Annotated in this window: 21 protein-coding genes; 10 read left to right on the top strand and 11 right to left on the bottom strand. The window is 73.1% G+C overall.

The window, feature by feature from the left end; genetic code table 11:
• Positions 1-145: 145 nt before the first annotated feature.
• The 3 genes from AB0L89_RS14990 to AB0L89_RS14980 are packed head-to-tail and all read left to right on the top strand — an operon-like array spanning position 146 to position 3,291.
• A complete protein-coding gene (locus AB0L89_RS14990) occupies positions 146-1,342 on the top strand; it encodes a CaiB/BaiF CoA-transferase family protein (RefSeq protein WP_365140082.1) in 1,197 nt (398 codons plus the stop codon).
• Positions 1,339-2,511 carry an acyl-CoA dehydrogenase family protein gene (locus tag AB0L89_RS14985; RefSeq protein ID WP_365140080.1) on the top strand — a complete coding sequence of 391 codons (1,173 nt, stop codon included), beginning with the start codon at positions 1,339-1,341 and terminating at the stop codon, positions 2,509-2,511. Before AB0L89_RS14990 ends, AB0L89_RS14985 begins: the two co-directional genes overlap by 4 nt.
• Positions 2,512-2,553: 42 nt before the next feature.
• Positions 2,554-3,291 carry a GntR family transcriptional regulator gene (locus AB0L89_RS14980; protein WP_365140077.1) on the top strand — a complete coding sequence of 246 codons (738 nt, stop codon included), beginning with the start codon at positions 2,554-2,556 and terminating at the stop codon, positions 3,289-3,291.
• 3 nt (positions 3,292-3,294) lie between these two features.
• Here AB0L89_RS14980 and AB0L89_RS14975 read toward each other — a convergent pair whose 3' ends face one another.
• Positions 3,295-3,855 (bottom strand): YbaK/EbsC family protein, encoded by a 561-nt coding sequence (locus AB0L89_RS14975; RefSeq protein WP_365140074.1) that lies wholly within the window; start codon positions 3,853-3,855, stop codon positions 3,295-3,297.
• Positions 3,856-3,874: 19 nt separating this feature from the next.
• Positions 3,875-4,459 (bottom strand): XRE family transcriptional regulator, encoded by a 585-nt coding sequence (locus AB0L89_RS14970; RefSeq protein WP_365140071.1) that lies wholly within the window; start codon positions 4,457-4,459, stop codon positions 3,875-3,877.
• Between the two features lie 104 nt (positions 4,460-4,563).
• Between AB0L89_RS14970 and AB0L89_RS14965 the strand changes: the two genes are divergently transcribed.
• Positions 4,564-5,427 carry a DMT family transporter gene (locus tag AB0L89_RS14965; protein WP_365140068.1) on the top strand — a complete coding sequence of 288 codons (864 nt, stop codon included), beginning with the start codon at positions 4,564-4,566 and terminating at the stop codon, positions 5,425-5,427.
• A 7-nt stretch (positions 5,428-5,434) separates the two neighbouring features.
• On the opposite strand, the gene AB0L89_RS14960 is transcribed toward AB0L89_RS14965, so the two are convergent.
• On the bottom strand, positions 5,435-6,172 hold the full coding sequence (locus AB0L89_RS14960) for an acyltransferase (protein ID WP_365140065.1): 738 nt from the start codon (positions 6,170-6,172) through the stop codon (positions 5,435-5,437).
• Positions 6,173-6,306: 134 nt separating this feature from the next.
• Here AB0L89_RS14960 and AB0L89_RS14955 point away from each other — a divergent pair, with 134 nt between their 5' ends.
• Complete coding sequence (locus AB0L89_RS14955; protein WP_365140062.1) at positions 6,307-6,840, top strand: gamma carbonic anhydrase family protein; 534 nt, start codon at positions 6,307-6,309, stop codon at positions 6,838-6,840.
• A 1-nt stretch (position 6,841) separates the two neighbouring features.
• On the opposite strand, the gene AB0L89_RS14950 is transcribed toward AB0L89_RS14955, so the two are convergent.
• The 4 genes from AB0L89_RS14950 to AB0L89_RS14935 all read right to left on the bottom strand — a co-directional run bounded on the left by AB0L89_RS14950 (position 6,842) and on the right by AB0L89_RS14935 (position 12,451).
• Positions 6,842-7,510 (bottom strand): DedA family protein, encoded by a 669-nt coding sequence (locus AB0L89_RS14950; protein ID WP_365140060.1) that lies wholly within the window; start codon positions 7,508-7,510, stop codon positions 6,842-6,844.
• 83 nt (positions 7,511-7,593) lie between these two features.
• Entirely contained in the window at positions 7,594-9,240 is a 1,647-nt protein-coding gene (locus AB0L89_RS14945; protein ID WP_365140057.1) for a carboxylesterase family protein, read from the bottom strand.
• Positions 9,237-11,726 (bottom strand): glycoside hydrolase family 3 N-terminal domain-containing protein, encoded by a 2,490-nt coding sequence (locus AB0L89_RS14940; protein WP_365140055.1) that lies wholly within the window; start codon positions 11,724-11,726, stop codon positions 9,237-9,239. The genes AB0L89_RS14945 and AB0L89_RS14940 overlap by 4 nt, the downstream gene beginning before the upstream one ends.
• A gap of 266 nt (positions 11,727-11,992) precedes the next feature.
• Positions 11,993-12,451, bottom strand: a complete 459-nt coding sequence (locus tag AB0L89_RS14935) for a DUF4442 domain-containing protein (RefSeq protein ID WP_365140053.1) — start codon at positions 12,449-12,451, stop codon at positions 11,993-11,995.
• 81 nt (positions 12,452-12,532) lie between these two features.
• Here AB0L89_RS14935 and AB0L89_RS14930 point away from each other — a divergent pair, with 81 nt between their 5' ends.
• The 4 genes from AB0L89_RS14930 (at position 12,533) to AB0L89_RS14915 (ending at position 17,496) form a co-directional block, all read left to right on the top strand.
• Entirely contained in the window at positions 12,533-13,582 is a 1,050-nt protein-coding gene (locus AB0L89_RS14930) for a hypothetical protein (RefSeq protein WP_365140050.1), read from the top strand.
• A 91-nt stretch (positions 13,583-13,673) separates the two neighbouring features.
• A complete protein-coding gene (locus tag AB0L89_RS14925; RefSeq protein ID WP_365140047.1) occupies positions 13,674-14,753 on the top strand; it encodes a hypothetical protein in 1,080 nt (359 codons plus the stop codon).
• A 112-nt stretch (positions 14,754-14,865) separates the two neighbouring features.
• Positions 14,866-16,002: a hypothetical protein gene (locus AB0L89_RS14920; RefSeq protein WP_365140044.1), complete on the top strand. Its 1,137-nt coding sequence runs from the start codon at positions 14,866-14,868 to the stop codon at positions 16,000-16,002.
• Positions 16,003-16,122: 120 nt separating this feature from the next.
• Positions 16,123-17,496, top strand: a complete 1,374-nt coding sequence (locus AB0L89_RS14915; RefSeq protein ID WP_365140041.1) for an MFS transporter — start codon at positions 16,123-16,125, stop codon at positions 17,494-17,496.
• Here the strand turns inward: AB0L89_RS14915 and AB0L89_RS14910 are convergent.
• The 3 genes from AB0L89_RS14910 to AB0L89_RS14900 form a co-directional block, all read right to left on the bottom strand.
• Complete coding sequence (locus tag AB0L89_RS14910) at positions 17,458-18,249, bottom strand: fused MFS/spermidine synthase (protein WP_365141042.1); 792 nt, start codon at positions 18,247-18,249, stop codon at positions 17,458-17,460. The two genes, AB0L89_RS14915 and AB0L89_RS14910, sit on opposite strands and share 39 nt — an antisense overlap.
• Before the next feature lie 183 nt (positions 18,250-18,432).
• The gene (gene tuf, locus AB0L89_RS14905) at positions 18,433-19,614 is read right to left on the bottom strand and encodes an elongation factor Tu (RefSeq protein ID WP_365140038.1); all 1,182 of its coding nucleotides are present in this window, start codon (positions 19,612-19,614) and stop codon (positions 18,433-18,435) included.
• Positions 19,615-19,972: 358 nt separating this feature from the next.
• The gene (locus AB0L89_RS14900) at positions 19,973-20,707 is read right to left on the bottom strand and encodes a DNA alkylation repair protein (protein ID WP_365140035.1); all 735 of its coding nucleotides are present in this window, start codon (positions 20,705-20,707) and stop codon (positions 19,973-19,975) included.
• Between the two features lie 49 nt (positions 20,708-20,756).
• Between AB0L89_RS14900 and AB0L89_RS14895 the strand changes: the two genes are divergently transcribed.
• Positions 20,757-21,461, top strand: a complete 705-nt coding sequence (locus tag AB0L89_RS14895) for a TVP38/TMEM64 family protein (RefSeq protein ID WP_365140033.1) — start codon at positions 20,757-20,759, stop codon at positions 21,459-21,461.
• A 50-nt stretch (positions 21,462-21,511) separates the two neighbouring features.
• On the opposite strand, the gene AB0L89_RS14890 is transcribed toward AB0L89_RS14895, so the two are convergent.
• Positions 21,512-22,681: a thiolase family protein gene (locus AB0L89_RS14890; RefSeq protein WP_365140030.1), complete on the bottom strand. Its 1,170-nt coding sequence runs from the start codon at positions 22,679-22,681 to the stop codon at positions 21,512-21,514.
• Positions 22,682-22,767 lie beyond the last annotated feature (86 nt).

Genomic DNA, 22,767 nt, shown 5'->3' with positions numbered 1-22,767 from the left:
CAAATCCGGGCCCGTGCCGTACGCATCCTCACCCACCCTCCGCCGCGCGCTCGCCCCCGTCAACCCCATGCGCCCCGCCCGTACGCCGAGGCGCCCCCGTGGACCGGCCATTGACGCGCCCACCCTTTGGCCGTACAAACGCGGCATGCCTCCTCCCCTCCCCCTCGCCGGCATCACCGTCGTCAGCCTGGAGCAGGCCGTCGCCGCTCCCTTCGCCACGCGGCAGCTCGCCGATCTCGGCGCCCGCGTCATCAAGGTCGAGCGGCCCGGCGGCGGCGACTTCGCGCGTCGGTACGACACCACGGTGCACGGGCAGGCCAGCTACTTCGTCTGGCTGAACCGCTCCAAGGAGTCCCTCACCCTCGACCTCAAGTCCGCGGAAGGACAGGAGATCCTGGCCGAACTCCTCGCGGGCGCCGATGTGTTCGTGCAGAACCTCGCCCCGGGCGCCGCCGCCCGCATGGGCCTGGGCGCCGAGGAGCTGCAGGCCCGTCACCCCTCCCTGATCCCGTGCACCGTCAGCGGCTACGGCACGGAAGGGCCCTGGGCGGACCGCAAGGCGTACGACCTGCTCGTGCAGTGCCAGACCGGGCTGCTCCAGCTCACCGGCACCCCGGACGAGGCGGTGCGCGTGGGCATCTCGGTCGCCGACATCGCGGGCGGGATGTACGCCTACAGCGGCATCCTCTCGGCGCTGTTCACCCGCGCGACGACCGGCCGCGCGCCCGCCGTCGAGGTCTCCTTGTTCGACGCGCTCGCCGAGTGGATGAGCCAGCCCGCCTACTACACCCGCTACGGCGGCACCCAGCCGCCCCGCGTCGGCGCCCGGCACGCCACGGTCGCGCCGTACGGCCCGTTCACCGCGTCCGACGGCAAGGACGTGCTGCTCTCCGTGCAGAACGAACGCGAATGGGCCGCCCTGTGCCGGGAGTTCCTCGGCCGGCCCGAGCTCGCGGAGGATCCCCGGTTCGCCACCGGGTCCGACCGCGTGGCGCACCGCGACGCGCTGGACGCGCTCATCTCCGTACGCTTCCGTGAACTCGACGGCGAGGAGGCGATGAAGCTGCTCGACCGGACCGGCATCGCGAACGCCGGGGTCAATTCGGTGCACGAGTTCCTCGACCACCCGGTGCTCGCCGAGCGCGACCGCTGGCGGGACATCCGGGTGCCGGGCACGGCGGAGCCCGTCCAGGCGCTGCTGCCCCCGGCCCTGCTCTCCGGGGTCGCGCCGCGCATGGACCCGGTGCCCGGGGCGGGCGAGCACACGGACGCGATCCTCGCCGAACTGGGGCGCGGGCCCGACGACATCGCCCGGCTGCGCGCGGAAGGGGTCTGCCGGTGAGCACCCTGGACGACCTCTCCCCCGACGAGCGGCTGGTCGTCACGACCGTCCGCGACTTCGTGGACGAGCGGGTCAGGCCCGTCGCGCGCCAGTTGGAGCACGCCGACACCTATCCCGAGGAACTCATCGAGGGGATGAAGGAGCTCGGCGTGTTCGGGCTCGCCGTGCCCGAGGAGTTCGGCGGCACCCCGGTCTCCACGCCCTGCTACGTCCTGGTCACCGAGGAGCTGGCGCGCGGCTGGATGAGCCTGGCGGGCGCGATGGGCGGCCACACCGTCGTCACGAAGCTGCTGGTGCACTTCGGCACGCCCGAGCAGCGGCGCCGCTGGCTGCCCCGCATGGCCACGGGCGAGGTGCGCGCCACGATGGCGCTGACCGAGCCGGGCGGCGGCTCGGACCTTCAGGCGCTGCGCACGGTCGCCCGCCCCGCCGAGGACGGCGACGGGTATGTCGTCGACGGCGCGAAGACGTGGATCACCAACTCCCGCCGCTCCCGGCTGATCGCGCTGCTGTGCAAGACCGACCCGGACGCCGCACCGCGCCACAGCGGCATCTCCGTGCTGCTCGTCGAGCACGGCCCCGGCCTGACCGTCTCGCGCGACCTGCCGAAGCTCGGCTACAAGGGCGTGGAGAGCTGCGAGCTGTCCTTCTTCGGCTACCGCGCCCCGGCCGACGCGCTGCTCGGCGGCGTCGAGGGCGAGGGTTTCGCGCAGATGATGAAGGGCCTGGAGACCGGGCGGCTGCAGGTCGCGGCCCGCGCGCTCGGCGTGGGACGGGCGGCGTTCGAGGACGCGCTGCGCTACGCCCAGGAGCGCGAGTCGTTCGGCGTGCCGATCTGGCGGCACCAGTCCATCGGCAACTACCTCGCGGACATGGCGACTTCGCTGTCGGCGGCCCGCCAGCTGACCCTGCACGCGGCGCGCGAGGCGGACGCGGGGCGGCGCGTGGACATGGAGGCGGGGATGGCCAAGCTGTTCGCCTCGGAGACGGCCATGCGGATCGCGCTCGACGCGGTCCGCATCCACGGCGGCCACGGCTACTCCACGGAGTTCGACGTCGAGCGCTACTTCCGCGACGCGCCGCTGATGATCGTGGGCGAGGGCACCAATGAGATCCAGCGCAATGTGATTGCCCGTCAACTCGTGGCGCGCGGCGGCCTGGACGTCTGAGACGAGAGGCGAAGAGCATGCGGGGCTACGGGGGACAGCACCATGGGCCGGGGTGAGAGCGCGTATGCGCGGCTGGCCCGCGAGCTGCGTGAGGCGATCCTGCGGCACGACTATCCCGAGGGGGTGCGGCTGCCCACGGAGGCCCAGCTCGCGGCGAGCCGCGGCGTGAGCCGGCAGACGGTGCGGCGCGCCTTCCAGGACCTGGTGGCGGAGGGCCTGGTGGACCGTGCGCCGGGTCGCGGCACGTTCGCCAGGCGGCGGCACGACCACCCCGGCGGCCGGTTCACGGCCGCGGAGGACCTGTTCGCGCTGCCGCCGGACACGTCGACGCGTCTCCTGACACCGCTGCGCCGTCTGGTCGACCTCGACGCGGCGGGACGCCTGCGGCTCGGCGCCGACCAGGTGGACCGGGCCGACTTCCTGCGCCTGCGCGAGGACACGCCGTTCTGTCTGACGGCCGTCTTCCTGCCGCCCGAGGTCGGTGAACTCCTCGCGGACATACCCGAGTTGACCGTGAAGGGCGCGGCGAGCGGCGCGGCGGTGCTCGGCCTGCTCGACGGGCGGCTCCCGGAGCCCGTCGCCGAGGCGCACCAGAGCGTGACGGTCGCCCCTGCGGACGCGGCGGCGGCCGCCCGTCTCGGCTGTCCGCCCGCGCATCCGCTGCTGCGCGTCGACCGGTTGTCCGTGACCGCAGCGGGACGTCCCGTCGAGCTGACGATCAGCCACTTCCTGCCCGAGCGCCATTCGTACCGGGTGCGGCTGCGGCGGGACGCGCGGTGAGGGTCAGGCGGCGGCGCCGAGCCCGTCGAGCACGACCGCGTTCGGGAGCCCGGCGAAGACCTTGCCGGGCACGATGAGCTTGCCGCGCCGGCTTCCGCTGCCGACCAGGACGTACGGCAGAGCGGCGACGGCGGAGTCGACCAGCAGCGGCCACGCGGCGGGCAGCCCGATCGGGGTGATGCCGCCGTACTCCATGCCGGTCTCGCCCGTGGCCGTGTCCATCGGGGCGAACGACGCCTTGCGCGCGCCCAGTTGGCGGCGCACGGCGCCGTTCACGTCGACCCGCGTCCCGGACAGCACGACGCACGCGGCGAGCGTGGTCCCGCCGCCGCGCTTGCCCGCGACGACGACGCAGTTGGCGGACTGGTCGAGCAGTTCGGGGCCGTAGTGCTCCAGGAAGGTGGCGGTGTCGGCCCAGCGCGGGTCGGTGTCGACGTGGACGAGCTCCTCGGCCGGGACGGGCCCGTGCCAGCCGCGCACGGCCTCGGCGACGGGCGCGACGAGCAGGTCGAGGGCTTCCGGGGCGGTGCGGACGACGTCGAATTCACCGATGGGTGCGCGCATGGCGGAACGCTAACAGCCCTCAGTAGGCGGCGGCGTGGGCGGGCGGCACCGAGACGGTCATGGTCATCTCCACCGGTTCGGCGCCCTTGTTGTGGTAGCCGTGCGGCACGTTGGCCTCGAAGGTGGCGGCCGTGCCCGCGGGGACGAGGTGCTCGACCCCGTCGACGAGGAGGGTCAGTTCACCCCGGGAGACGTGCAACAGCTCGACGGTGCCCGGCGGATGGGCGTCGGAGTCGCTGCCGTCGTCGGGCATCAGCCGCCAGGACCACAGCTCGAAGGGGCCGCGCGCGTCGGTGCCCACCAGCAGCGTGGTGCTGCTGCCGGCCTCCGTCGACCACATGCGGACCGCCTGCTCCGGCGGCACGAGCCGTACGTGCGAGCCCTGTTCGTAGTCGAGGAGCGTGGTGATGCTGACGCCCAGCGCGTCCGCGAGCTTCACCGTGATGCCCACGCTGGGGTTGGTCCTGGCCTGCTCGATCTGGATGATCATGCCGCGGCTCACGCCGGCGCGGGCCGCGAGGGCGTCGAGGGTGAAGCCCCTCTCGTTGCGCCAGCGCTTGAGGTTGCGTGCGAGCGACTGGGTCAGCTGGTCGAGGTCCGACACATTCCGTCCAATATTTTGGATGACAGAGTTCAGGATACTGAACTACGGTGTGGTGCACCTGATGGTTCCGGATGGTTCAACACACTGTACTGCGAGGCTCCTCGATGACCGCACTGTTCGCCCTGGCCACCAGCCTCCTGTGGGGTCTCGCGGACTTCGGCGGCGGACTGCTGACCCGGCGCATCCCGGCCCTGACGGTGGTGGTCGTCTCGCAGACGATCGCGGTGGCCGTGCTCGGCGCGGTCGTCGTCGCGACCGGTGGCTGGAGCGAGTGGGGCCCGCAGTTGTGGTTCGCGGTGGCCGCGGGCCTCGTCGGCCCCGTCGCCATGCTCGCCTTCTACAAGGCGCTGGCCCTCGGCCCGATGGGCGTCGTCTCGCCGCTCGGCTCGCTCGGCGTCGCCGTGCCGGTCGGCGTCGGACTCCTCCTCGGCGAACGGCCCGGACTCGCGCAGTTCGCGGGCATCGCCGTGGCCGTCGCCGGCATCGTGCTCGCGGGCGGCCCCGAACTGCGCGGCGCGCCCGTGCAGCGCCGGGCGGTGCTGCTCACCCTGCTCGCCGCGTTCGGCTTCGGCGGCGTGATGGCCCTGATCGCCGAGGCGTCGACCACGCTGACCGGCCTCTTCCTCGCGCTGTTCGTGCAGCGCGTGACCAACGTGGCGGCGGGCGGCGCGGCGCTGTACGTCTCCGTGAGGCGCGGCGGCAGGGCGCTGCCCGAGGGCTCCGGCATGGGCGTCGTCCGGACCGCGCTGCCCGCCCTCGCCTTCGTCGGCCTCGCGGACGTCGCGGCCAACGGCACGTACTCGGTGGCCGCGCAGAACGGCCCGGTCACGGTCGCCGCCGTGCTCTCCTCCGTCTACCCGGTGGTGACGGCGCTGGCGGCACGGGCGGTCCTGAACGAACGCCTGCGCGGCATCCAGGCGGTCGGCGCGGGCCTGGCCCTGGCGGGCACGGTCCTCCTGGCGACCTGAGGAAGGCCTACGCCTCCCCCAACTCCCCCAGCGCGATGAGCTGCTCCGGCGTGATCCCGTCGGGAATCGGCACGGGCGCCGGCGTCCGCAGCGGCGGCTCCCACCCCCGCTGCGCGTCCCACGACCGCACCACCCGCGCGGGCGCCCCCGCCACCACCGCGTGATCCGGCACCTCGCCCCGGACGACGGCGCCGGCCGCGACCACGACGTTGCGGCCGATCCGGGCCCCCGGCAGGATCACCGCCCCCGTCCCGATCCAGCAGCCGGGCCCGATCTCCACCGGCTCCATCCGCGGCCACTGCTTGCCGATGGGCGTGTGGGGATCGTCGTACGAGTGGTTGGTGGACGTCACGTACACATAGGGGCCGAAGTAGCAGTCGTCGCCGATCGTGACCGTGGTGTCGGCGATGATGTGGCTGCCGCGCCCCAGGACGACGCCGTCGCCGATCCGCAGGATCGGATCGGGCCCGAGGTCGAGGTCCGGCATCATCCCCGCGGTGAGCGTCACGTGCTGGCCCACGATGCAGTGCGCACCGAGCCTGATCCACGGCTCCCCGAAGACCGTGCCCTGCGGGAAGGCCAGCCGGGTGCCCTCGCCGATCGCACCGAACCGCAGCCGCCCGGGGTGCGCGGCGGTCACCGCACCCGTGCGCTGCACCCACGCCCAGCCCGCGTGGACGGCGCGCTGCGCGAGCCGGCGCGGCCCGGCGGCAATGGATGAGAACGTGTTCCTGTTCTTCGGCACGGGCTCACGTTACTCAGCGGTCCGGCGCCGCGCAGGCCGTCGAGCTGTGATCTTCGCCCCACGCGGCGGCGCGGGCCACCCGGTCCCGTACGGTGCGGTCAGGCGTGACGACGTACACACGAGGGAGACATCCGATGGGCCACGAGGCACTCATCACCGGCATCGGCGGCAAGGAACCGAAGATCGACCAGGACTCCTTCACCGCGCCGACGTCCGTCGTGCTCGGCGAGGTGACGCTGCACGCCGGGGCGAGCACCTGGTACGGCGCGGTGCTGCGGGCCGACTGCGGACCCATCGAGGTGGGCGCCGACAGCAACATCCAGGACAACTGCACCCTCCACGTCGACCCGGGCTTCCCCATCAGCATCGGCGAACGCGTCTCGGTGGGTCACAACGCCGTGCTGCACGGCTGCACCGTCGAGGACGACTGCCTCATCGGCATGGGCGCCACCGTCCTCAACGGCGCGGTGATCGGCGCCGGTTCACTGGTGGCCGCGCAGGCGCTCGTGCCCCAGGGCATGGAAGTGCCCCCGGGCTCGCTCGTCGCGGGCGTGCCCGCCAAGGTGCGCAGGCAGCTGACCGACGAGGAGCGCGAGGGCATCTCGCTCAACGGCACGATGTACGTGGAGCTGGCCAGGGCCCACCGCTCCGCGCACGCGGGCGACTGAGTCAGTCGGCGGCGGGCACCGGCCGCGGCTCGGCCACCGGGACCGCGGCGGCCGCCTCGGCCTCCGCCGCCGCCTTCTTGGCCCGGCGCTTGACGAACAGCATCGAGCCGACGCCGATGAGCACGGCGATGCCGAGGCCCACGTACGAGAAGCGCTTGAGCCAGTCCTCGGCGACCACGCCGATGTAGTAGATGACGGCGGTGGTGCCGCCCGCCCAGATGATGCCGCCGAGGACGTTGGCGATCAGGAACTTCCAGTACGGCATGCGCAGGACGCCCGCGAGCGGTCCGGCGAAGATGCGAAGCAGCGCGACGAAGCGGCCGAAGAAGACCGCCCACATGCCCCACTTCTGGAAGGACCGCTCGGCGGTCGCCACGTTCGCGGCGCTGAAGTGCTTGGGGAACTTCCGTTCCAGCCAGGCGAGCAGCGGGCGTCCGCCCTTGCGCCCGATGGCGTATCCGATCGAGTCCCCGATGATGGCGCCCGCGGTGGCGCACGCCCCGAGGATCACCGGGTTGAGGTCGCCGTGCTGGGAGGACAGCAGGGCCGCGGAGACCAGGACGATCTCCCCCGGCAGCGGGATGCCGAGGCTCTCCAGTCCGATGACGAGGCCCACCAGCAGATAGATGCTGACGGCCGGTACGTGCTCCAGCCACTCCTGGACGTGCAAGCCGGTTCCTCCCGATCAAGTGCCTGTACCCGGCGTGCGCGCCCCCCTGGGCCACGCACGCCGGGCAGCCTACCCGGACGGGCTCACCGGGCCGGAACGGCGTCCCAGAGGTCGCACCGGTGTGCGTCGGCGACGGTCGTGCCGAGCGCGTTCCCGCCCGCCGACGCGGTGCGCAGCGACAGCACCTGTCCGGGGTGGGTGCGCTGGTCGGGCGCGGTGGGCCCGCCCGCGGCGCGCGGCACCCCGTCGCGGATGAAGGAGCCCCAGTACTGGACCATCTGCCGGGACAGCAACCGCTGTTGGGCGTCGAACGGCGAGGTCAGGCCGAAGTGCCTGAAGAGGTACTGGACTTCATTGACGTGGGTCGCGCCGAAGTCGTAGTCGGTGTCCAGCGCGCGCAGCGAGGCGAAGGGCGGCGAGGTCCGGTCGGCGAACTCGTAGGCGTAGACGGGTCCGCGGGCGGCGAGGGCGGTGTTCAGGCGCAGCGCAGGACAGGCGAACGCCATGTCGCCGAACGCCGCGCCGTAGGCGTGCGTGGGCGAGGCGTGCCCGGCGAGCGGATACGTCGCGAGCACCCGGCCGCCCAGCCGCGGCCCGTAGGTGTCGGTGAGCGCCGTCGGGTACTGGTCGGCGGAGAGGGGGCGGCCCTGTCCGTCGAACCGTGCGAAGGCGTGGAGCTGCCCCTCGTCGCGGTTCGCGCCGCCCAGCACGGGCACGCGGGCCGCGGTCCCCTTCGCGTATGCCTCGGTGGGCTGCGACGGCAGGAAGGCGCCACCGACGACCGGGCCCCAGTCGAAGGAGGCCTGCGCGGCGAGGAGCTCCGCGGCGGGCCTGGCCCGCAGACAGGCGAGGGCGGTCCTCGGGTCGGGACAGCCGGCCTTCTTCGCGAACGCCGCGCCGTCGGCGACCGCCCGCGCGCGCTCGCGGCCCGCGCAGTCGCCGTACGCGCCGCTCTGCACGATGCCCGCGCGGAACAGGCCGCGCGCGGTGGGCGAGGCGATCAGGGTGCACACGGAGCGGCCGCCGGCGGACTCGCCCGCCACGGTGACGCGGGCCGCGTCACCGCCGAACCGCCCGATGTTGGCGCGCACCCAGCGCAGCGCCGCCTGCTGGTCGAGCAGTCCGTAGTTGCCGGAGACACCGTCGGACGCCTCGCCGTCGAGTCCTTCGGTCGCGAGGAAACCCAGCGCGCCGAGGCGGTAGTTGACGGTCACGACGACGGTGCCGGTCGTGCGGGCGAAGGCGTCGGGCACGACGTCCGCGCCCGCGCCCGCGGTGAGCCCGCCGCCGTGCAGCCACACCATGACGGGGCGGGGTCCGGCGTGCCCCCGGGGCGCGTAGACGTTGAGCGCGAGGCAGTCCTCGGTGTGACTGGGGATCTCGTAGCCGGGGTCCCAACTCGCGCCCTGCACACAGCGGTTGCCGAAGGAGGTCGCCCGGCGCACGCCGCCCCAGGGCCGCACGGGGCGCGGCTCCTTCCAGCGGAGGCCGCCGACGGGCTGCCGGGCGTAGGGGACGCCGAGGAACTGCCGTCCCTGAGCGGTGGACTCACCGCGGATCCAGCCCGCGTCGGTGCGTACGAGCGTGCCGTCGGCGGGAGCGCCACCGGCCGCCCGGGCGGGCAGGGGCACGAGGACGGCCGCGGCGGCCGCCGCCAGGACGGCGACGACCGACGCGGCCCGCCGTATCCGGCTCCTGCCCCCGCTCCCGCTTCTTCCGCTGCTCCTCATGAACCGGCTCCCTTGATGTCGATGGTCGCGGAGAGGATCACTTCCCGTGCGGATGTGCCGACGTGAAAGGCACGACGGCCGGTGCCGAGCTGCCAGACGTGCCGTTCGGCGTCCCACGCGGAGAGGGCGCGCTCGTCGACGCGCACGGTGACGCGCCGCCGCTCCCCGGCCCGCAGCGCGACGCGCCGGTACCCGGCGAGCGCCCGGTCGGCCTGCGCCTGCCGCAGATCGGGCGACGGGCCGAGGTACACCTGCGCGACGCTCACCCCGTCGCGCGCCCCGGTGTTGCGCACGACGAAGCTCACGTCGACGCCGGGCCCGGAGACGCGACGGACCGTCAGATCGCTGTAGGCGAAGGTGGTGTACGACAGTCCGTGCCCGAAGGGGAAGAGCGGCCGCACCCCTTCGGCGTCGTACCAGCGGTACCCGACGCGAATGCCCTCGGAGTACTCCTCGACGCCGTCGACTCCCGGATAGCGTCGCGGGTCCCCCGCGGTCGGATGGTGCGCGTCGTCGGCCGGGAAGGTCTGGGTGAGCCGCCCTCCCGGGTCGCAGTCGCCGAACAGGACGGCGGCGGTGGCGGCCGCGCCCTCCTGGCCTGGGTAGTACATCTGCAGCACCGCGGCGGTCCGCTCCAGCCACGGCATGGAGGTGGCCGACGACGTGTTGAGGACGACGGTGGTGCGCGGGTTCACCGCGGTCACCGCCCGGATCAGCGCCTCCTGGTGACCGGGCAGCGCGAGGCTCGCGCGGTCCTGGCCCTCGGTCGCGTCCTCGTACGCGAACAGGACGACGCCGTGCGCGCCGCGCGCCACCCGCACCGCCTCGGCGACGTCCGCCGCACGCGTGGCGGCAGTGACGCGGCGGATCCGGAACGTCTGCCCCTGGTCGCCGCCCCGCGCGGTGATCCGCAGCCGGTGCCCGCCGCCCGTGAGCGGTACGGTCGCGCGCCGCACGTTCAGCCCGTCGGGCGCGCTGGAGACGAGTCCGCCGGAGAAGAACTCGCCGACGCCCGGCACCGGCGGGAACAGCTCGGCCCCGGCCAGCTCGACCGTGGGCCGCGCACCCGAGTAGTGGATGACGAAGGTCCACGCGTCGGCCTCGTCGAGCGTCAGCGTCCCCTCGTACGTCCACTCCTTGCCCGCGCCGACCCGCTGCTCCTCCGTGTCGAAGGCGGGGGTGAGGGCGCTCCTCGGGATCTCCTTGCCGTAGAGGTCCTCGCCCAGCGCGTAGGTGACGCGGGCGCCGCTTCCGGCGCGCTCGGTGAGGGCGTCGAGCGGGCTGTCCGCCCGGTCGGGGACCACGTGGGCGCTGCCGCCGCCGCTGACGAACGGGTACCGGCCGGTGGGGCCGATGACGGCGATGTCGCGGGCGGCGCGGCCGGTCAGCGGCAGGGTCCCGTGGGCGTTGCGCAGCAGGGTGGCGCCCGCCTCGGCGACCTCACGGGCGACGGCGGCCCCGGCCGCCGGATCGCGGTCGGGGCGCCGGGGCACACTGTCGTCGAGCAGCCCGAACCGCTCCATCACGCCGAGGATCCGGCGCAGCGAGCGGTCGAGGTGCGCTTCGGGGACACCGCCGTTCTCCACGGCGCGCTTGAGGGCGTCCCCGTAGTGGGCGCCGTCGGGCATCTCCATGTCGAGCCCCGCGGCGAGGGCGGCGGCGGTGCTGTGCTGGGCCGACCAGTCGGTCATCACCCATCCGTCGAAGCCCCAGCGGTCGCGCAGGACGTCGTCGAGCAGCGGCTTGTTCTCGCAGGCGAAGGTGCCGTTGACCTTGTTGTAGGCGCCCATGACGGCGCCGGTGCCCGCGCGCACCGCGGCCTCGAAGCCGCGCAGTTCCGTCTCGTGCATCGTGCGCTCGTCGGCCCGCACGTCGATCGACATGCGGTCCTTCTCCTGGTTGTTCAGGGCGAAGTGCTTGACGGTGGCGATGAGTCCCTCGCCCTGGATGCCCCGGATCTCCTCGGCGACCAGGTCGGCGGCGAGCAGCGGGTCCTCGGTGAAGGTCTCGAAGTTGCGGCCCGCGTACGGCGTGCGGATGAGGTTGACCATCGGCGAGAGCAGCACGTCCTGGCCGAGGGCCCGGCCCTCGCGGCCGATGACGCGGCCGTAGCGGCGGGCGAGCGCGGGGTCGAAGGCGGCGGCGAGCATCACCGGCGCGGGCAGGGCGGTGGCGCGGGCCGCGACGCGGACACCGGCGGGGCCGTCGGCGAGCCGCAGCGGCGGAATGCCCAGGCGCGGCACTCCGGGGACGTAACCCGCCTGGCCGAGGTTCTCCGGGTCGCTCGCGCCGTGCAGCAGGGAGATCTTCTCGTCGAGCCGGAGCCTGGCGACGAGGGACTCGACGCGGGAGCCCGCGGCGGGGTCGCGTCGGGCGCGGGCGGCCGCGGGCGCGGGCGCCGCCAGTCCCGCGGTGGCCGCGGCGGCCACCGCGATCGCGCCGGCGGCGAGCCCGAGGGCGGAACGCCGGGACACGGAGTCGGACATGAGCCGTCACTTCCTTCTGTGCCTTCTGTGCGCGGACACGGCCTTGCGAGGCGAAGCGTGTACACGTGCCAATGGCGGGTCGTCGTTCAGCCTTTGAACGCACTATGCGACAAGGCCTACGTGACACACCGTTAGACACCACGAGGGGCGGCGGGAAAACTACGGCTGCGGGTGACTCGTGTCAATGAGGTGAACGGAAGAGCCCGGACAGCACGGCGCCGGACGGGGGCGTTCCCCGTCCGGCGAGCCGCGCGGTCCGCGCCGGTTCAGCTGGGGTTGTTGGGCCGCAGGGTCCATACGACGGTCATCTCGCCGGTCACCGCGCCGTCCTCGCGCCGGATCTCGACGGTGACGGGGAACTCGGGGCGCTCACCCGCGTCCAGCTCGGCGACCACGTCGGCGGCCGGGCGGCCGAGGGTCGCCGTGGCGGTCACCGGGCCCATGGCCAGCTTCTTGTACGCGATCTCGGCGCTGACGGCGAGCGGCACGGCCCGCGAGAGCTGCGCCCCGAACGCGGCGAGGACGATGGCGCCGCTCGCGGACTCGCCCAGCGTGAACATGGCGCCGGCGTGCGGGCCGCCGACGTGGTTGTGGTAGTCGCTCTGGTCGGGCAGGGCCACCACGGCCCGGTCCGGCGCGGTCTCACGGAATTCGAGGTTCAGGGTCCTGGCCATCGGCACCGTGGCGGCGAGCATCTCGCCGATCGACATCTGGTCTGCGCTCATGGCGCCGATGTTACCCACGAGTAGAGATCCTTGGCCAGGACCTGACTCGACGGAGATCACCGTCACCTAGGGTTGTCGCCCATGTGGCAAGGACAGCAGCCGCCCGGGGGAGAGCAGAATCCTCAGGGCCCGGGACAGGACCCGCATCACCCGGAACAGAACCCGTACCAGCCGGGGCAGAACCCGTACCAGCAGCCGGGATACCAGCAGCCCAACCCCTACGGGGGACAGGCTCCGCACAACGCCCCGACGGTGCCCGGCGGCCCCCGGGCGACCGCGCCCGCCCCGACGCACGGTGACGGCGTGGGCGGCGGCAACGGCGACGGCGGGGGCGGCGGCAGGACCAAGCTGATCGCCCTGGTCGCGGCCGGCGCCGTCGTGGTCGCCGCGGGTGTCACCGGCGCCCTGCTCCTCGGCGGCGACAAGGACGACACCGCGCGGCCCGACCCCACCGCGTCGGGCTCCTCCGCCGCCCCGACCGGCTCCGCCGACGACAACCCCCGCGCAGGCGACGGCGTGCCCGAGCCGACCGTGCCCGGCTGGAAGGTCGTCGTGAACCCCAAGCGCGGCCTCGCGTTCGACGTGCCGCCCGAGTGGTCCCTGGAGTCGCGGGACTGGGCCGGAGGCGTCGTGGACGAGAAGGACGCCGACGACGAGAACGCGGAGTTCCTCGCCGCCTTCGCCGCCCCCGCCTACTTCAAGGAGAAGTGGTGCGCGAGCGACGACGACAAGGACGGCCAGAAGGACTACACGTCACTCGCCGCGGCGGGCACCCGGGGCAACCGGGGCGCGAGGACGACCGAGGAGGCCGCGCGCAAGGACGCGACGGGCTGGGTCTACGGCGCGTACGCACAGCCCGAGAAGAACAAGGTCACCACCGGGCCGGTCACGTCCTACACCACCGAGTCGGGCCTCAAGGGCAGCCTGGTGACCGCGACGTCGAGCGGGATCACGAAGGAGGGCGAGTGCGACTCCGACGGCAAGGCCACGGTGTTCGCGTTCAAGGACTCCGGCGGCGAGTTCGCCTCCTGGTCCTTCCACGGCGCCAAGGGCGTCGAGGGCGAACTCCCGGACGCCACCGTGGAGAAGATGCTCGCGACCGTGCGGGAGTACGAGTCGCAGGAGGACTGAGCGCCGTTCCGCGGCCCGTCGCCGCACGGCCGCCGCGCTCCCCCGGGGCGGCCGTGATCTTGCGTGATCGCTCCCCGTATCGTTTCCCGCCATGTGGCCAGGACAGCAGCCGCCCGGGGGCGAGCAGAACCCGCAGGACCAGAGTCAGAACCCGTACCAGCAGCCGGGGTACCAGCAGCCGAATCCCTACCAGCAGCCGGGATATCAGCAGCAGCCCGGACATCAGGCGCCCAACCCCTATCAGCAGCCCGCCGGCGGGCAGCAGGGCCAGTGGAGCGCGCCGACCGCACCCGCCGGGCTGCCCCAGGCGCCGGCCGGAGCCGGCGGCTCCGGCGGCGGCACCGGCGGACGCGGCAGCAAGGTCAGGATCGTCTCCGTCGTGACGGCGGCGGCCGTGGTCGTGGCCGCCGCCGTGACCGGGTTCGTCGTGCTCGGCGGCCAGGACGACGACAAGGACGCCAAGGCCGACTCCGCCGCGCCGTCCGGTGCCTCGTCGGGCGGGTCGTCCGACGCGCAGAAGCCGGCCCCCGGCGCGGACGGCGACGACGAACGCGGCACGGACAACGGCCTCAAGCCGACCGTCAAGGGCTGGCACGTCGTGGTGAACCCCAAGTGGGGCACCGCCTTCGACGTACCGCCGGAGTGGGAGATACAGAACCCCGGCTCGGCGATCGCCTTCGAGGACAACGAGACCGGCAAGCCGCTGATGACGATGTCCGCGCCCGCGTACCTGAAGTCCAAGTGGTGCACCGCCGACGACAACAAGGACGGCAGGACCGAGGACCACGAGCTCGCGGCCGTGGGGACCAAGGGCGCGAAGGGCGCGAAGAACACCGACGAGGTCGCGGTCAACCAGGTCGGCTGGTGGGTGTACGCCGGCTACACCCAGCCGGACAAGAAGAGCTTCACCTCGGACGAGAAGGCCGAGCCGTACACCACCAGGTCCGGCATCAAGGGCAGCATCGCCTGGGCCAGGTCCAAGGACACGCCCATGCGGGGCAAGTGCGCCACGGACGGCAAGGCGATCACGTTCGGCTTCAAGAACTCCGCGGGCGACTACGTGGCGTGGAGCCTGTACGGCGCCACCGGGGTGAAGGACGAGATCCCCGAGGAGACGGTGATGAAGATCCTCAGCACGGTCCGCACGCACGGCGATCCGACGGAATCCTGACGCTTTCTGCCCATATCTGCGTACGTTCCGCACGTCCGTGACGGTTCCGGTGCCCGCCTCCCCGGGGGACGGCCGTGGCACCGGGCCCCACGGACCTCTATGGTTACTGGCCATGTGGCCAGAACAGCAGCCGCCCGGGGGCGAGCAGAACCCGCAGGACCAGAGTCAGAACCCGTACCAGCAGCCGGGGTACCAGCAGCCGAATCCCTACCAGCAGCCGGGATATCAGCAGCAGCAGCCGGGATACCCCCAGCAGCCCCCCGCGGGTGGCTACCAGCAGCCGCAGCCGGGTGCCTACAACACGCAGCCGCAGCAGCCGCAGCAGCCGGGCGCCTACTCACAGCCCGAGCAGTCGCACTGGGCGGCCCCGACGCCGCCGCCCATGCCGGCGACGCAGCAGATGGCCGGCGGCGGCCAGGGCGACGGCGGAGGCAACAGGACGAAGGTCACCGCGATCGTCGCCGCGCTCGCCGTGGTCGTGGCGGCCGGTGTCACCGGCTTCCTGGTCTTCGGCGGCGACGACAAGGACAAGGACGACGAAGCGGGTCCGGCCAAGCCCTCGAAGTCCGCGTCGAAGAAGCCCGACCCGTCGCCCACCGACGACGGCAACGCGCGCGGCGAGGGCGGCGTGGACAAGGCGACGATCCCCGGCTGGCAGGTCGTGGTGAACCCCAAGTGGGGCACCGCCTTCGACGTGCCCCCGGACTGGAAGGTCGAGACGCCGGACACCTTCATCGGCTTCGACGACCGCAAGGACGAGGGCACGAAGTCCATCATCGGCATGTCCGCGCCGGCGATCCTCAAGGACAAGTGGTGCACGTCCGACGACGACAAGGACGGCGAGCCCGACGACACGTCGCTCGCCGCGGTCGGCACGAAGGGCCAGAACGGCGCCAAGAACACGAAGGACATCGCGCGCAACGACTCGGCCTGGTGGGTCTTCGGCGGCTACACCGAGCAGACCAAGGCCGACAAGAAGAAGATCACGATCAGCAAGATCGAGGACTACACCACCAAGTCCGGCGTCAAGGGCAGCGTGGCGACGTCGACGACGTCCGGCGCCGCCACCTCGGGCAAGTGCGACTCCGAGGGCAAGGCCACCACGTTCGGCTTCAAGAACGAGGCCGGTGAGTACGTGGCCTGGACGCTCTACGGCGCCAAAGGCGTCAAGGAGGAGGTCCCGGACGCCACGGTGAAGAAGATCCTCAGCACGGTCCGCTGGAGCGAGGCCGCGACCGACGAGTCCTGAGCCACCGGTACCCGGCACCGGTTGTCGGCACCGCACCCGGCACCGCACCCGGACGACACCCGGCACCGCACCCGAACAAACGGTTTGGCAGTTCGGGTGTCGGCCGGGGATAGTCCCGGGGTGACGACTCCCGCCCCCGCATCTCGCCGCCCCACCTGGGCCGGGCGCAACTACACACTGCTGACCGCCGCCGCGATCGTGACGAACCTCGGAAGCCACGGGGCGTTGATCGCGGCGGCGTTCGCCGTGCTGGACGCGGGCGGCGACGGCGGCGACGTCGGGCTCGTGGCCGCCGCGCGGACACTGCCGCTCGTGCTGTTCCTGCTCATCGGCGGCGCCCTCGCCGACCGGCTGCCCCGCCACCACGTGATGGTCGCCGCGAACGCCCTCAACTGCCTCTCGCAGGCCGCCTTCGCCGCGCTCGTCCTGGCGGGCGAGCCGCAGCTGTGGCAGATGATGCTCCTCACCGGCCTCGGCGGTGTCGGCCAGGCCTTCTTCGGGCCCGCCGCCGAGGGCATGCTGATGTCGTCGGTCAGCGGCGAACAGGTCAGTCGGGCGTTCGCCCTGTACCGCATGGCGATGCAGGGCGCGGGCCTGGGCGGCGCCGCGCTCGGCGGTCTGATGGTCGCGGCGCTCGGCCCCGGCTGGGTGCTCGCCGTGGACGCGGCGGCGTTCGCGTTCGCCGGGGCGCTGCGTTCCTTCCTCGACGTGAGCCACATCCCGGAGCGCGCGCCCGGCGGCGGGCTCCTCGCCGACCTGCGGGACGGCTGGCGGGAGTTCACCGGGCGGCCCTGGCTCTGGTCGATCGTGGCGCAGTTCTCGGTGGTCGTGGCGGTGGTGGGCGCCGCCGAGTCGGTGTTCGGGCCACTGGTCGCGCGCGACGAGCTGGGCGGCGCGGGGCCCTGGGGCCTGGCGCTCGGCGCGTTCGGCGCCGGGACCGTGGGCGGCGCGTTCCTGATGATGCGGTGGAAGCCGCGGCGCCTGCTGTTCGCGGGCACCCTGTGCGTCTTTCCGCTGGCCGCGCCCTCGGCGGCGCTCGCGGTGCCCCTGCCGGTCGCGGGCCTGGCCGCGGTGATGTTCGTCAGCGGAGTGGCGATCGAGGTGTTCGGCGTCTCCTGGATGACGGCGATGCACCAGGAGATCCCGGAGGAGAAGCTGTCGCGCGTCGCCGCCTACGACTGGTTCGGCTCCATCGCGATGGTGCCGCTGGCCACCGCGCTCGCGGGCCCCGCGGAGTCGGCGTTCGGCCGCTCCCCGTCGCTGTGGGGCTGTGCGGCGCTGGTGGTCGTGGTGACGGCGGCGGTGCTGTTCGTACCCGATGTCCGCAATCTGACGCGTCGTACGCAGGAGGTGGCGGCCGGTCCCGAGCGGGGCACCGCCGACACCGCGTCCCCCACTCCTTCCGTCCCCTCCGCCCCTTCCGTTCCCTCCGTTCCCTCCGTCCCCTCCGTTCCCTCAGCCGATGCCGAAGGCGCCGTCGGGCGGCTCGGGTGAGGGCACCGCGTCCTCGTCGCGGACCGGGCGCGCGTCCCCGATGAGCCGCCGCAGCGCGTCGCCGTGCTCGACGCGGGCGGGGAAGGCGTCGGACGCCGCCCGCCGGGCGAGCGCCGCCACGTCGATCGGCTCGTGCGAGGCGACGAGCACGGCGTTCCCGAAGCGGCGCCCGCGCAGCACGGTCGGCTCGGCGATCAGCGCCAGCTCCTCGAAGACCTCCGCGAGGGTGGCCAGCTGGGAGCGCAGGAACGGGAAGGGCGCGCCGTCGGCGACGTTCGCGGTGTAGGACCCGCCGGGCCGCAGCACGCGCTCGGCGGTCCGCGCGTACGCGACCGTGGTGAGGTGCGCGGGGACGCGTGAGCCGCCGAAGACGTCGGCGACCAGGACGTCGGCGCTGTCGTCGGGCGCCGTCTCCAGCCACTGCCGGGCGTCCGCCCCGTGCACGGCGACGCCGCTCGCCGGCGCCAACGGCAGCTCTTCGGCGACCAGTTCGAGCAGCCCCCGGTCCGCCTCCACGACGTCCTGGCGGGAGCCCGGGCGGGTGGCGGCGAGATAGCGGGGCAGCGTGAGGGCGCCGCCGCCGAGGTGGACGACGTCGAGCGGCTCCCCCGGCCCGGCGACGGTGTCCAGGACATGGGCGAGCCGCTGGGCGTACTCGAACTCCAGGTGCGTGGGCGCGTCCAGATCGACGTACGACTGCGGCGCCCCGTCCACGGTGAGCAGCCAGGCGCGCGCCCGGTCGACGTCGGGCATGAGCTTGGCGGTGCCGTGATCCACCTGCCGGGTCACGGGCCGGGCTTCGTCCTGTTCCGCGCCGGGTTCCACCACGTCATGCCCACCCTCGAACTCATGCTCGTCCACGTGGTCCATTGTGCCCGCCCGTCCCGGGAGGCCGGTGCCTCCCGGGACGGGCGGGACGGGGTGTGACGCGGTCCGTCAGGCGAGACCCGTCACCGTGCCCGCGCCGACCGTGCGGCCGCCCTCGCGGATCGCGAAGCCGAGCCCCGTCTCCAGCGGTACGTCACGGCCGAGTTCGACCGTCATCGTGACCGTGTCGCCGGGGCGGGCGACGGCGGTCTCGCCGAGGTCGACGTCGCCGACCACGTCCGCGGTGCGGATGTAGAACTGCGGCCGGTAGCCGGTCGCGATCGGCGTCGTGCGCCCGCCCTCGCGCGCCGACAGGACGTACACCTGCGCGGTGAAGCGCCTGCTCGGACTGACGCTGCCGGGCGCCGCGACGACATGGCCGCGTCGTACGGCGTCCCGGGGCAGCCCGCGCAGCAGCAGCGCGACGTTGTCGCCCGCCTGTGCCTCCTCCATCGGCTTGCCGAAGGTCTCCAGGCCGGTGACCACCGTCTCGGTGTCCGCGCCGAGCACCTCCACGCGGTCGCCGAGCCGGACGGTGCCGCGCTCCACGGCACCGGTGACGACGGTGCCGCGCCCGGTGATGGTGAGCACGTTCTCGACGGACAGCAGAAAGGGCGCGTCGAGATACCGCTCGGGCATCGGCACGTACGTGTCCACGGCGTCCAGCAGCGCCTCGACGGCGGCCGTCCAGCGCGGGTCGCCCTCCAGGGCCCTGAGTCCCGAGACGCGTACGACGGGGACGGTGTCCCCTCCGTACCCGTGCGCGGAGAGCAGCTCGCGGACCTCCAGCTCCACGAGGTCGGTGAGCGCGGCGTCCTCACCGTCGTCGACGGCGTCGGCCTTGTTGAGGGCGACGACGATGTGGTCGACGCCGACCTGGCGGGCGAGCAGCACGTGCTCCGCCGTCTGCGGCATGATCCCGTCGAGGGCCGAGACGACGAGGATCGCCCCGTCGAGCTGGGCGGCGCCGGTGACCATGTTCTTGACGTAGTCCGCGTGCCCCGGCATGTCCACGTGCGCATAGTGCCGGGTGTCGGTCTCGTACTCGACGTGCGCGATGTTGATGGTGATGCCCCGCTGCGCCTCCTCCGGCGCGCGGTCGATGCGGTCGAAGGGCACGAACGTGCCGGTGCCGCGCTCGCTGAGGACCTTGGTGATGGCGGCGGTCAGGGTGGTCTTGCCGTGGTCGACGTGGCCCATGGTGCCGATGTTCAGGTGCGGTTTCGTGCGGACGTAAGCCGTCTTGGGCATGACTGTTCCTTCCAGGAACAAAGAGTGATGGCCTCCTTGAGTGAGGCGGGGACCCCGGAACCGCACCGACCCTCCCCCTGCGGGGTCCGCCGGAATGTCCGGAGAGGGTCAGCTTCGGGCGCCGTCGAATGCGGCGTCGGGGAGGACGGCAGCCTTCACCGCGCCCGCGACTGCGGGCGTATCCGTGAGAGAGGCGTGCCGGAACATGACGCCGATCATTGCCGATGGACGCGGGCGCGTCGAATGAATTTCGGCCCTGAACGGCGCACTGCCGTCGCCGAGTTGCGCCACCGGGACGGCTCCCGGGACGGGAGGCGACGCCGTACGAAGGGAAGGCCCCCAGGCCCGGGGGCGTGGCTCAGAGGTTCTTCAGCGCCTCACGGACCGACAGCGGCGCCAGCCTGCTCCGCTCCCGTTCGACGAAGGCGCGCACGGCCTCCGGGTCGGTCTTGGCGTACTCCCTGAGGCACCAGCCGATCGCCTTCCTGATGAAGAAGTCGGGATGCCCGGCCTGGCGTGCGCAGTACGCGAAGAGGCGGTCGGTGTCGGTGGCGTCCTTGTGGCGGAGTTGGTGGAGGAGGGCCGTGCGGGCCACCCACAGGTCCTCGTCCTCGATCCACTCGTCCATCACGGTCCGCAGCGCGGGGTCGGCCGCCACGAGCCCGCCGACGACGTGCGAGGCGAGCGCGTCGACCGTGTCCCACCAGGAGTGCGTCGTCACGAGGTGGCGGACGACGGGCAGGAAGCCGGAGGAGCAGCGCCGCACGTGGCGGCGCAGGTAGTCGACGGCGAAGTACGCGTACTCGCGCTCGGGCAGTTCCCAGCAGGCCAGCGCGACCGCCGCGCAGTCGTCCTCGTCGGGCCGCGGCGTCCCGGCGAGGACGGCACGCGACACGTCCCGGCGCACCGGCGAGGTCAGCCCGAGGAAGGGAGCGACGTCCTTCATGTACGCCCTCATCTGCGCGGCACGCCCCGGATCGGCCGCCGCGAGGCAGGCCGCGACGAGCCGTTCGAGGAGGGTGTCGGCGAGATCGCTGCGCAGGCCCGGACGCCGGACCTCGTTCAGCACCGTTTCCGGGACTGTGACGCTCATGAGACGCACCATACGGCGATCAGACACATGGGGCGGTTAGTCTTCCCGGATGCTCGAGACCGCCACCACCCGTCCGCAGGGCCTCGCCGTGCGCTGTACCAGGGCCCTGCTCTCGCCGTGGTCGCGGCTGTCCCTGCTCGTGGTGCTCCTCGCCGCGGCGGCGACGTGCGTCCTGCTCTTCGAGCCGCAGCGGATCCTGTCCGACGGGTGGCCGGCTCAGCTGGGCGGCGCCACGGCGGTCGCCCTGTACGCCGTGGCGTACGGGGCGTGCACCGCCGCGTTCGTGCCGCGTCCGCTGCTGAACCTGGCGGCGGGCGCGCTCTTCGGTTCGCAGGCGGGGCTCGTCGCGGCGCTCGCCGGCACGGTGTTCGGCGCCGGGATCGCCTTCGGGCTCGGCCGGATGCTGGGCCAGGACGCGCTGCGCCCGCTGCTGCGGGGCCGCTGGCTGAAGGCCGCGGACGGCCAGCTCAGCCGGCACGGCTTCCGGTCGATGCTGGCGGTGCGGCTCTTCCCCGGGGTGCCGTTCGCCGCGGCCAACTACTGCGCGGCGGTCTCCCGCATGGGCTGGCTGCCGTTCCTCCTCGCCACGGGCCTGGGGTCGATCCCCAATACGGCCGCCTACGTCATCGCGGGCGCCCGCGCGTCGACGCCGACGTCGCCCGCCTTCCTGATCGCGATGGGATTCATCGCGGTGACGGGTCTGGGCGGGGCGGCGGTGGCGTGGTTCAAGCGCCACCACCTGCGCGGCCACTGATCCGTCGCCGGGGTCCTGTCCGACGGGTCCTGTCCGACGGGTCCTGCCCTTCAGAGCGCTTCGAGAACCGTCGCGTTGGCGAGCCCTCCCGCCTCGCACATGGTCTGGAGCCCGTACCGCGCGCCGCGGGCCCGCATCGCGTGGACGAGCGTGGTCATCAGGCGGGTGCCGCTGGCGCCCAGCGGGTGGCCGAGCGCGATGGCGCCGCCGTGCACGTTGACCTTCTCCGGGTCCGCGCCGGTCTCCTGGAGCCAGGCGAGCACGACGCTCGCGAAGGCCTCGTTGACCTCGAAGAGATCGATGTCGTCGAGGGCCAGTGAGGCCCTGCGAAGCACCTTCTCGGTGGCGGGCAGCACACCGGTGAGCATGAGCAGCGGGTCGGAGCCGGTGACGGCGAAGCTGTGCAGCCTGGCGAGGGGGCGCAGGCCGAGCCGGGCGGCGTGCTCGCTCGTGGTGATCGGTACGGCGGACGCCCCGTCGTTGACCGGGCTGGAGTTCCCCGCGGTCACGGACCAGTCGATCTGCGGGAAGCGCTCGCCGAAGCCCGGGTCGTAGTAGGCGGGCTTCAGGCCGGCGAGGACCTCGGGGGTGGTGGCGGGGCGTACGGACTCGTCGCGGGTCAGGCCCGCGATCGGCGCGGTCTCGGCGTCGAGGAGGCCCGCGTCCCAGGCGCGCGCGGCCCGCTGGTGCGAGGTCGTGGCGAAGGCGTCCATCCGCTCGCGCCCGATGCCCCACTTGGCGGCGATGAGCTCGGCGCTGATGCCCTGCGGGACCAGGCCCTCCGGGTAGCGCGCGGCGATACCGGGCCCGAACGGGTCGGCGCCCGCGGGCACGTTCGACCACATCGGTACGCGGCCCATCGACTCCACTCCGCAGGCGACGACCAGGTCGTACGCGCCCGACATGACGCCCTGGGCCGCGAAGTGCACGGCCTGCTGCGAGGAGCCGCACTGGCGGTCGACGGTGGTGGCGGGCACGGACTCGGGAAACCCGGCGGACAGGACGGCATAGCGGGTGGTGTTCATGGCCTGCTCGGCGACCTGGTCGACGGTGCCGCCGATCACGTCGTCGACCAGGACCGGGTCGATTCCGGCGCGCTCGACGAGGGTGCGCAGGGTGTGGGCGAGGAGCTCGACGGGGTGGACGGAGGCGAGGGCTCCCGTGGGCTTCCCCTTGCCCACGGGGGTGCGTACGGCTTCGACGATGACGGCGTCACGCATGGTGCGGTCCTCTTTCGACGACCAGTGGGCACGGCCACTGGGGCTACCGGTAAGTAGGAATTCCAAACTCACGATAGCCGAGTGAG

The organism is Streptomyces sp. NPDC052114 (assembly GCF_040680155.1).
Taxonomy (GTDB): Bacteria; Actinomycetota; Actinomycetes; order Streptomycetales; family Streptomycetaceae; genus Streptomyces.
This window is presented reverse-complemented; position numbering and strand designations above follow the sequence as displayed.

Bases quoted from the DNA above. Each gene is read 5' to 3' on its own strand.
- AB0L89_RS14940 (WP_365140055.1), bottom strand. From the start codon at position 11,726: ATGTCCGACTCCGTGTCCCGGCGTTCCGCCCTCGGGCTCGCCGCCGGC.
- AB0L89_RS14910 (WP_365141042.1), bottom strand. From the start codon at position 18,249: ATGCCCGACGTCGACCGGGCGCGCGCCTGGCTGCTCACCGTGGACGGG.
- AB0L89_RS14900 (WP_365140035.1), bottom strand. From the start codon at position 20,707: ATGAGCGTCACAGTCCCGGAAACGGTGCTGAACGAGGTCCGGCGTCCG.
- AB0L89_RS14945 (WP_365140057.1), bottom strand. From the start codon at position 9,240: ATGAGGAGCAGCGGAAGAAGCGGGAGCGGGGGCAGGAGCCGGATACGG.
- AB0L89_RS14990 (WP_365140082.1), top strand. From the start codon at position 146: ATGCCTCCTCCCCTCCCCCTCGCCGGCATCACCGTCGTCAGCCTGGAG.
- AB0L89_RS14935 (WP_365140053.1), bottom strand. From the start codon at position 12,451: ATGAGCGCAGACCAGATGTCGATCGGCGAGATGCTCGCCGCCACGGTG.
- AB0L89_RS14980 (WP_365140077.1), top strand. From the start codon at position 2,554: ATGGGCCGGGGTGAGAGCGCGTATGCGCGGCTGGCCCGCGAGCTGCGT.
- AB0L89_RS14965 (WP_365140068.1), top strand. From the start codon at position 4,564: ATGACCGCACTGTTCGCCCTGGCCACCAGCCTCCTGTGGGGTCTCGCG.
- tuf (WP_365140038.1), bottom strand. From the start codon at position 19,614: ATGCCCAAGACGGCTTACGTCCGCACGAAACCGCACCTGAACATCGGC.
- AB0L89_RS14890 (WP_365140030.1), bottom strand. From the start codon at position 22,681: ATGCGTGACGCCGTCATCGTCGAAGCCGTACGCACCCCCGTGGGCAAG.
- AB0L89_RS14925 (WP_365140047.1), top strand. From the start codon at position 13,674: ATGTGGCCAGGACAGCAGCCGCCCGGGGGCGAGCAGAACCCGCAGGAC.
- AB0L89_RS14930 (WP_365140050.1), top strand. From the start codon at position 12,533: ATGTGGCAAGGACAGCAGCCGCCCGGGGGAGAGCAGAATCCTCAGGGC.
- AB0L89_RS14975 (WP_365140074.1), bottom strand. From the start codon at position 3,855: ATGCGCGCACCCATCGGTGAATTCGACGTCGTCCGCACCGCCCCGGAA.
- AB0L89_RS14920 (WP_365140044.1), top strand. From the start codon at position 14,866: ATGTGGCCAGAACAGCAGCCGCCCGGGGGCGAGCAGAACCCGCAGGAC.
- AB0L89_RS14955 (WP_365140062.1), top strand. From the start codon at position 6,307: ATGGGCCACGAGGCACTCATCACCGGCATCGGCGGCAAGGAACCGAAG.
- AB0L89_RS14895 (WP_365140033.1), top strand. From the start codon at position 20,757: ATGCTCGAGACCGCCACCACCCGTCCGCAGGGCCTCGCCGTGCGCTGT.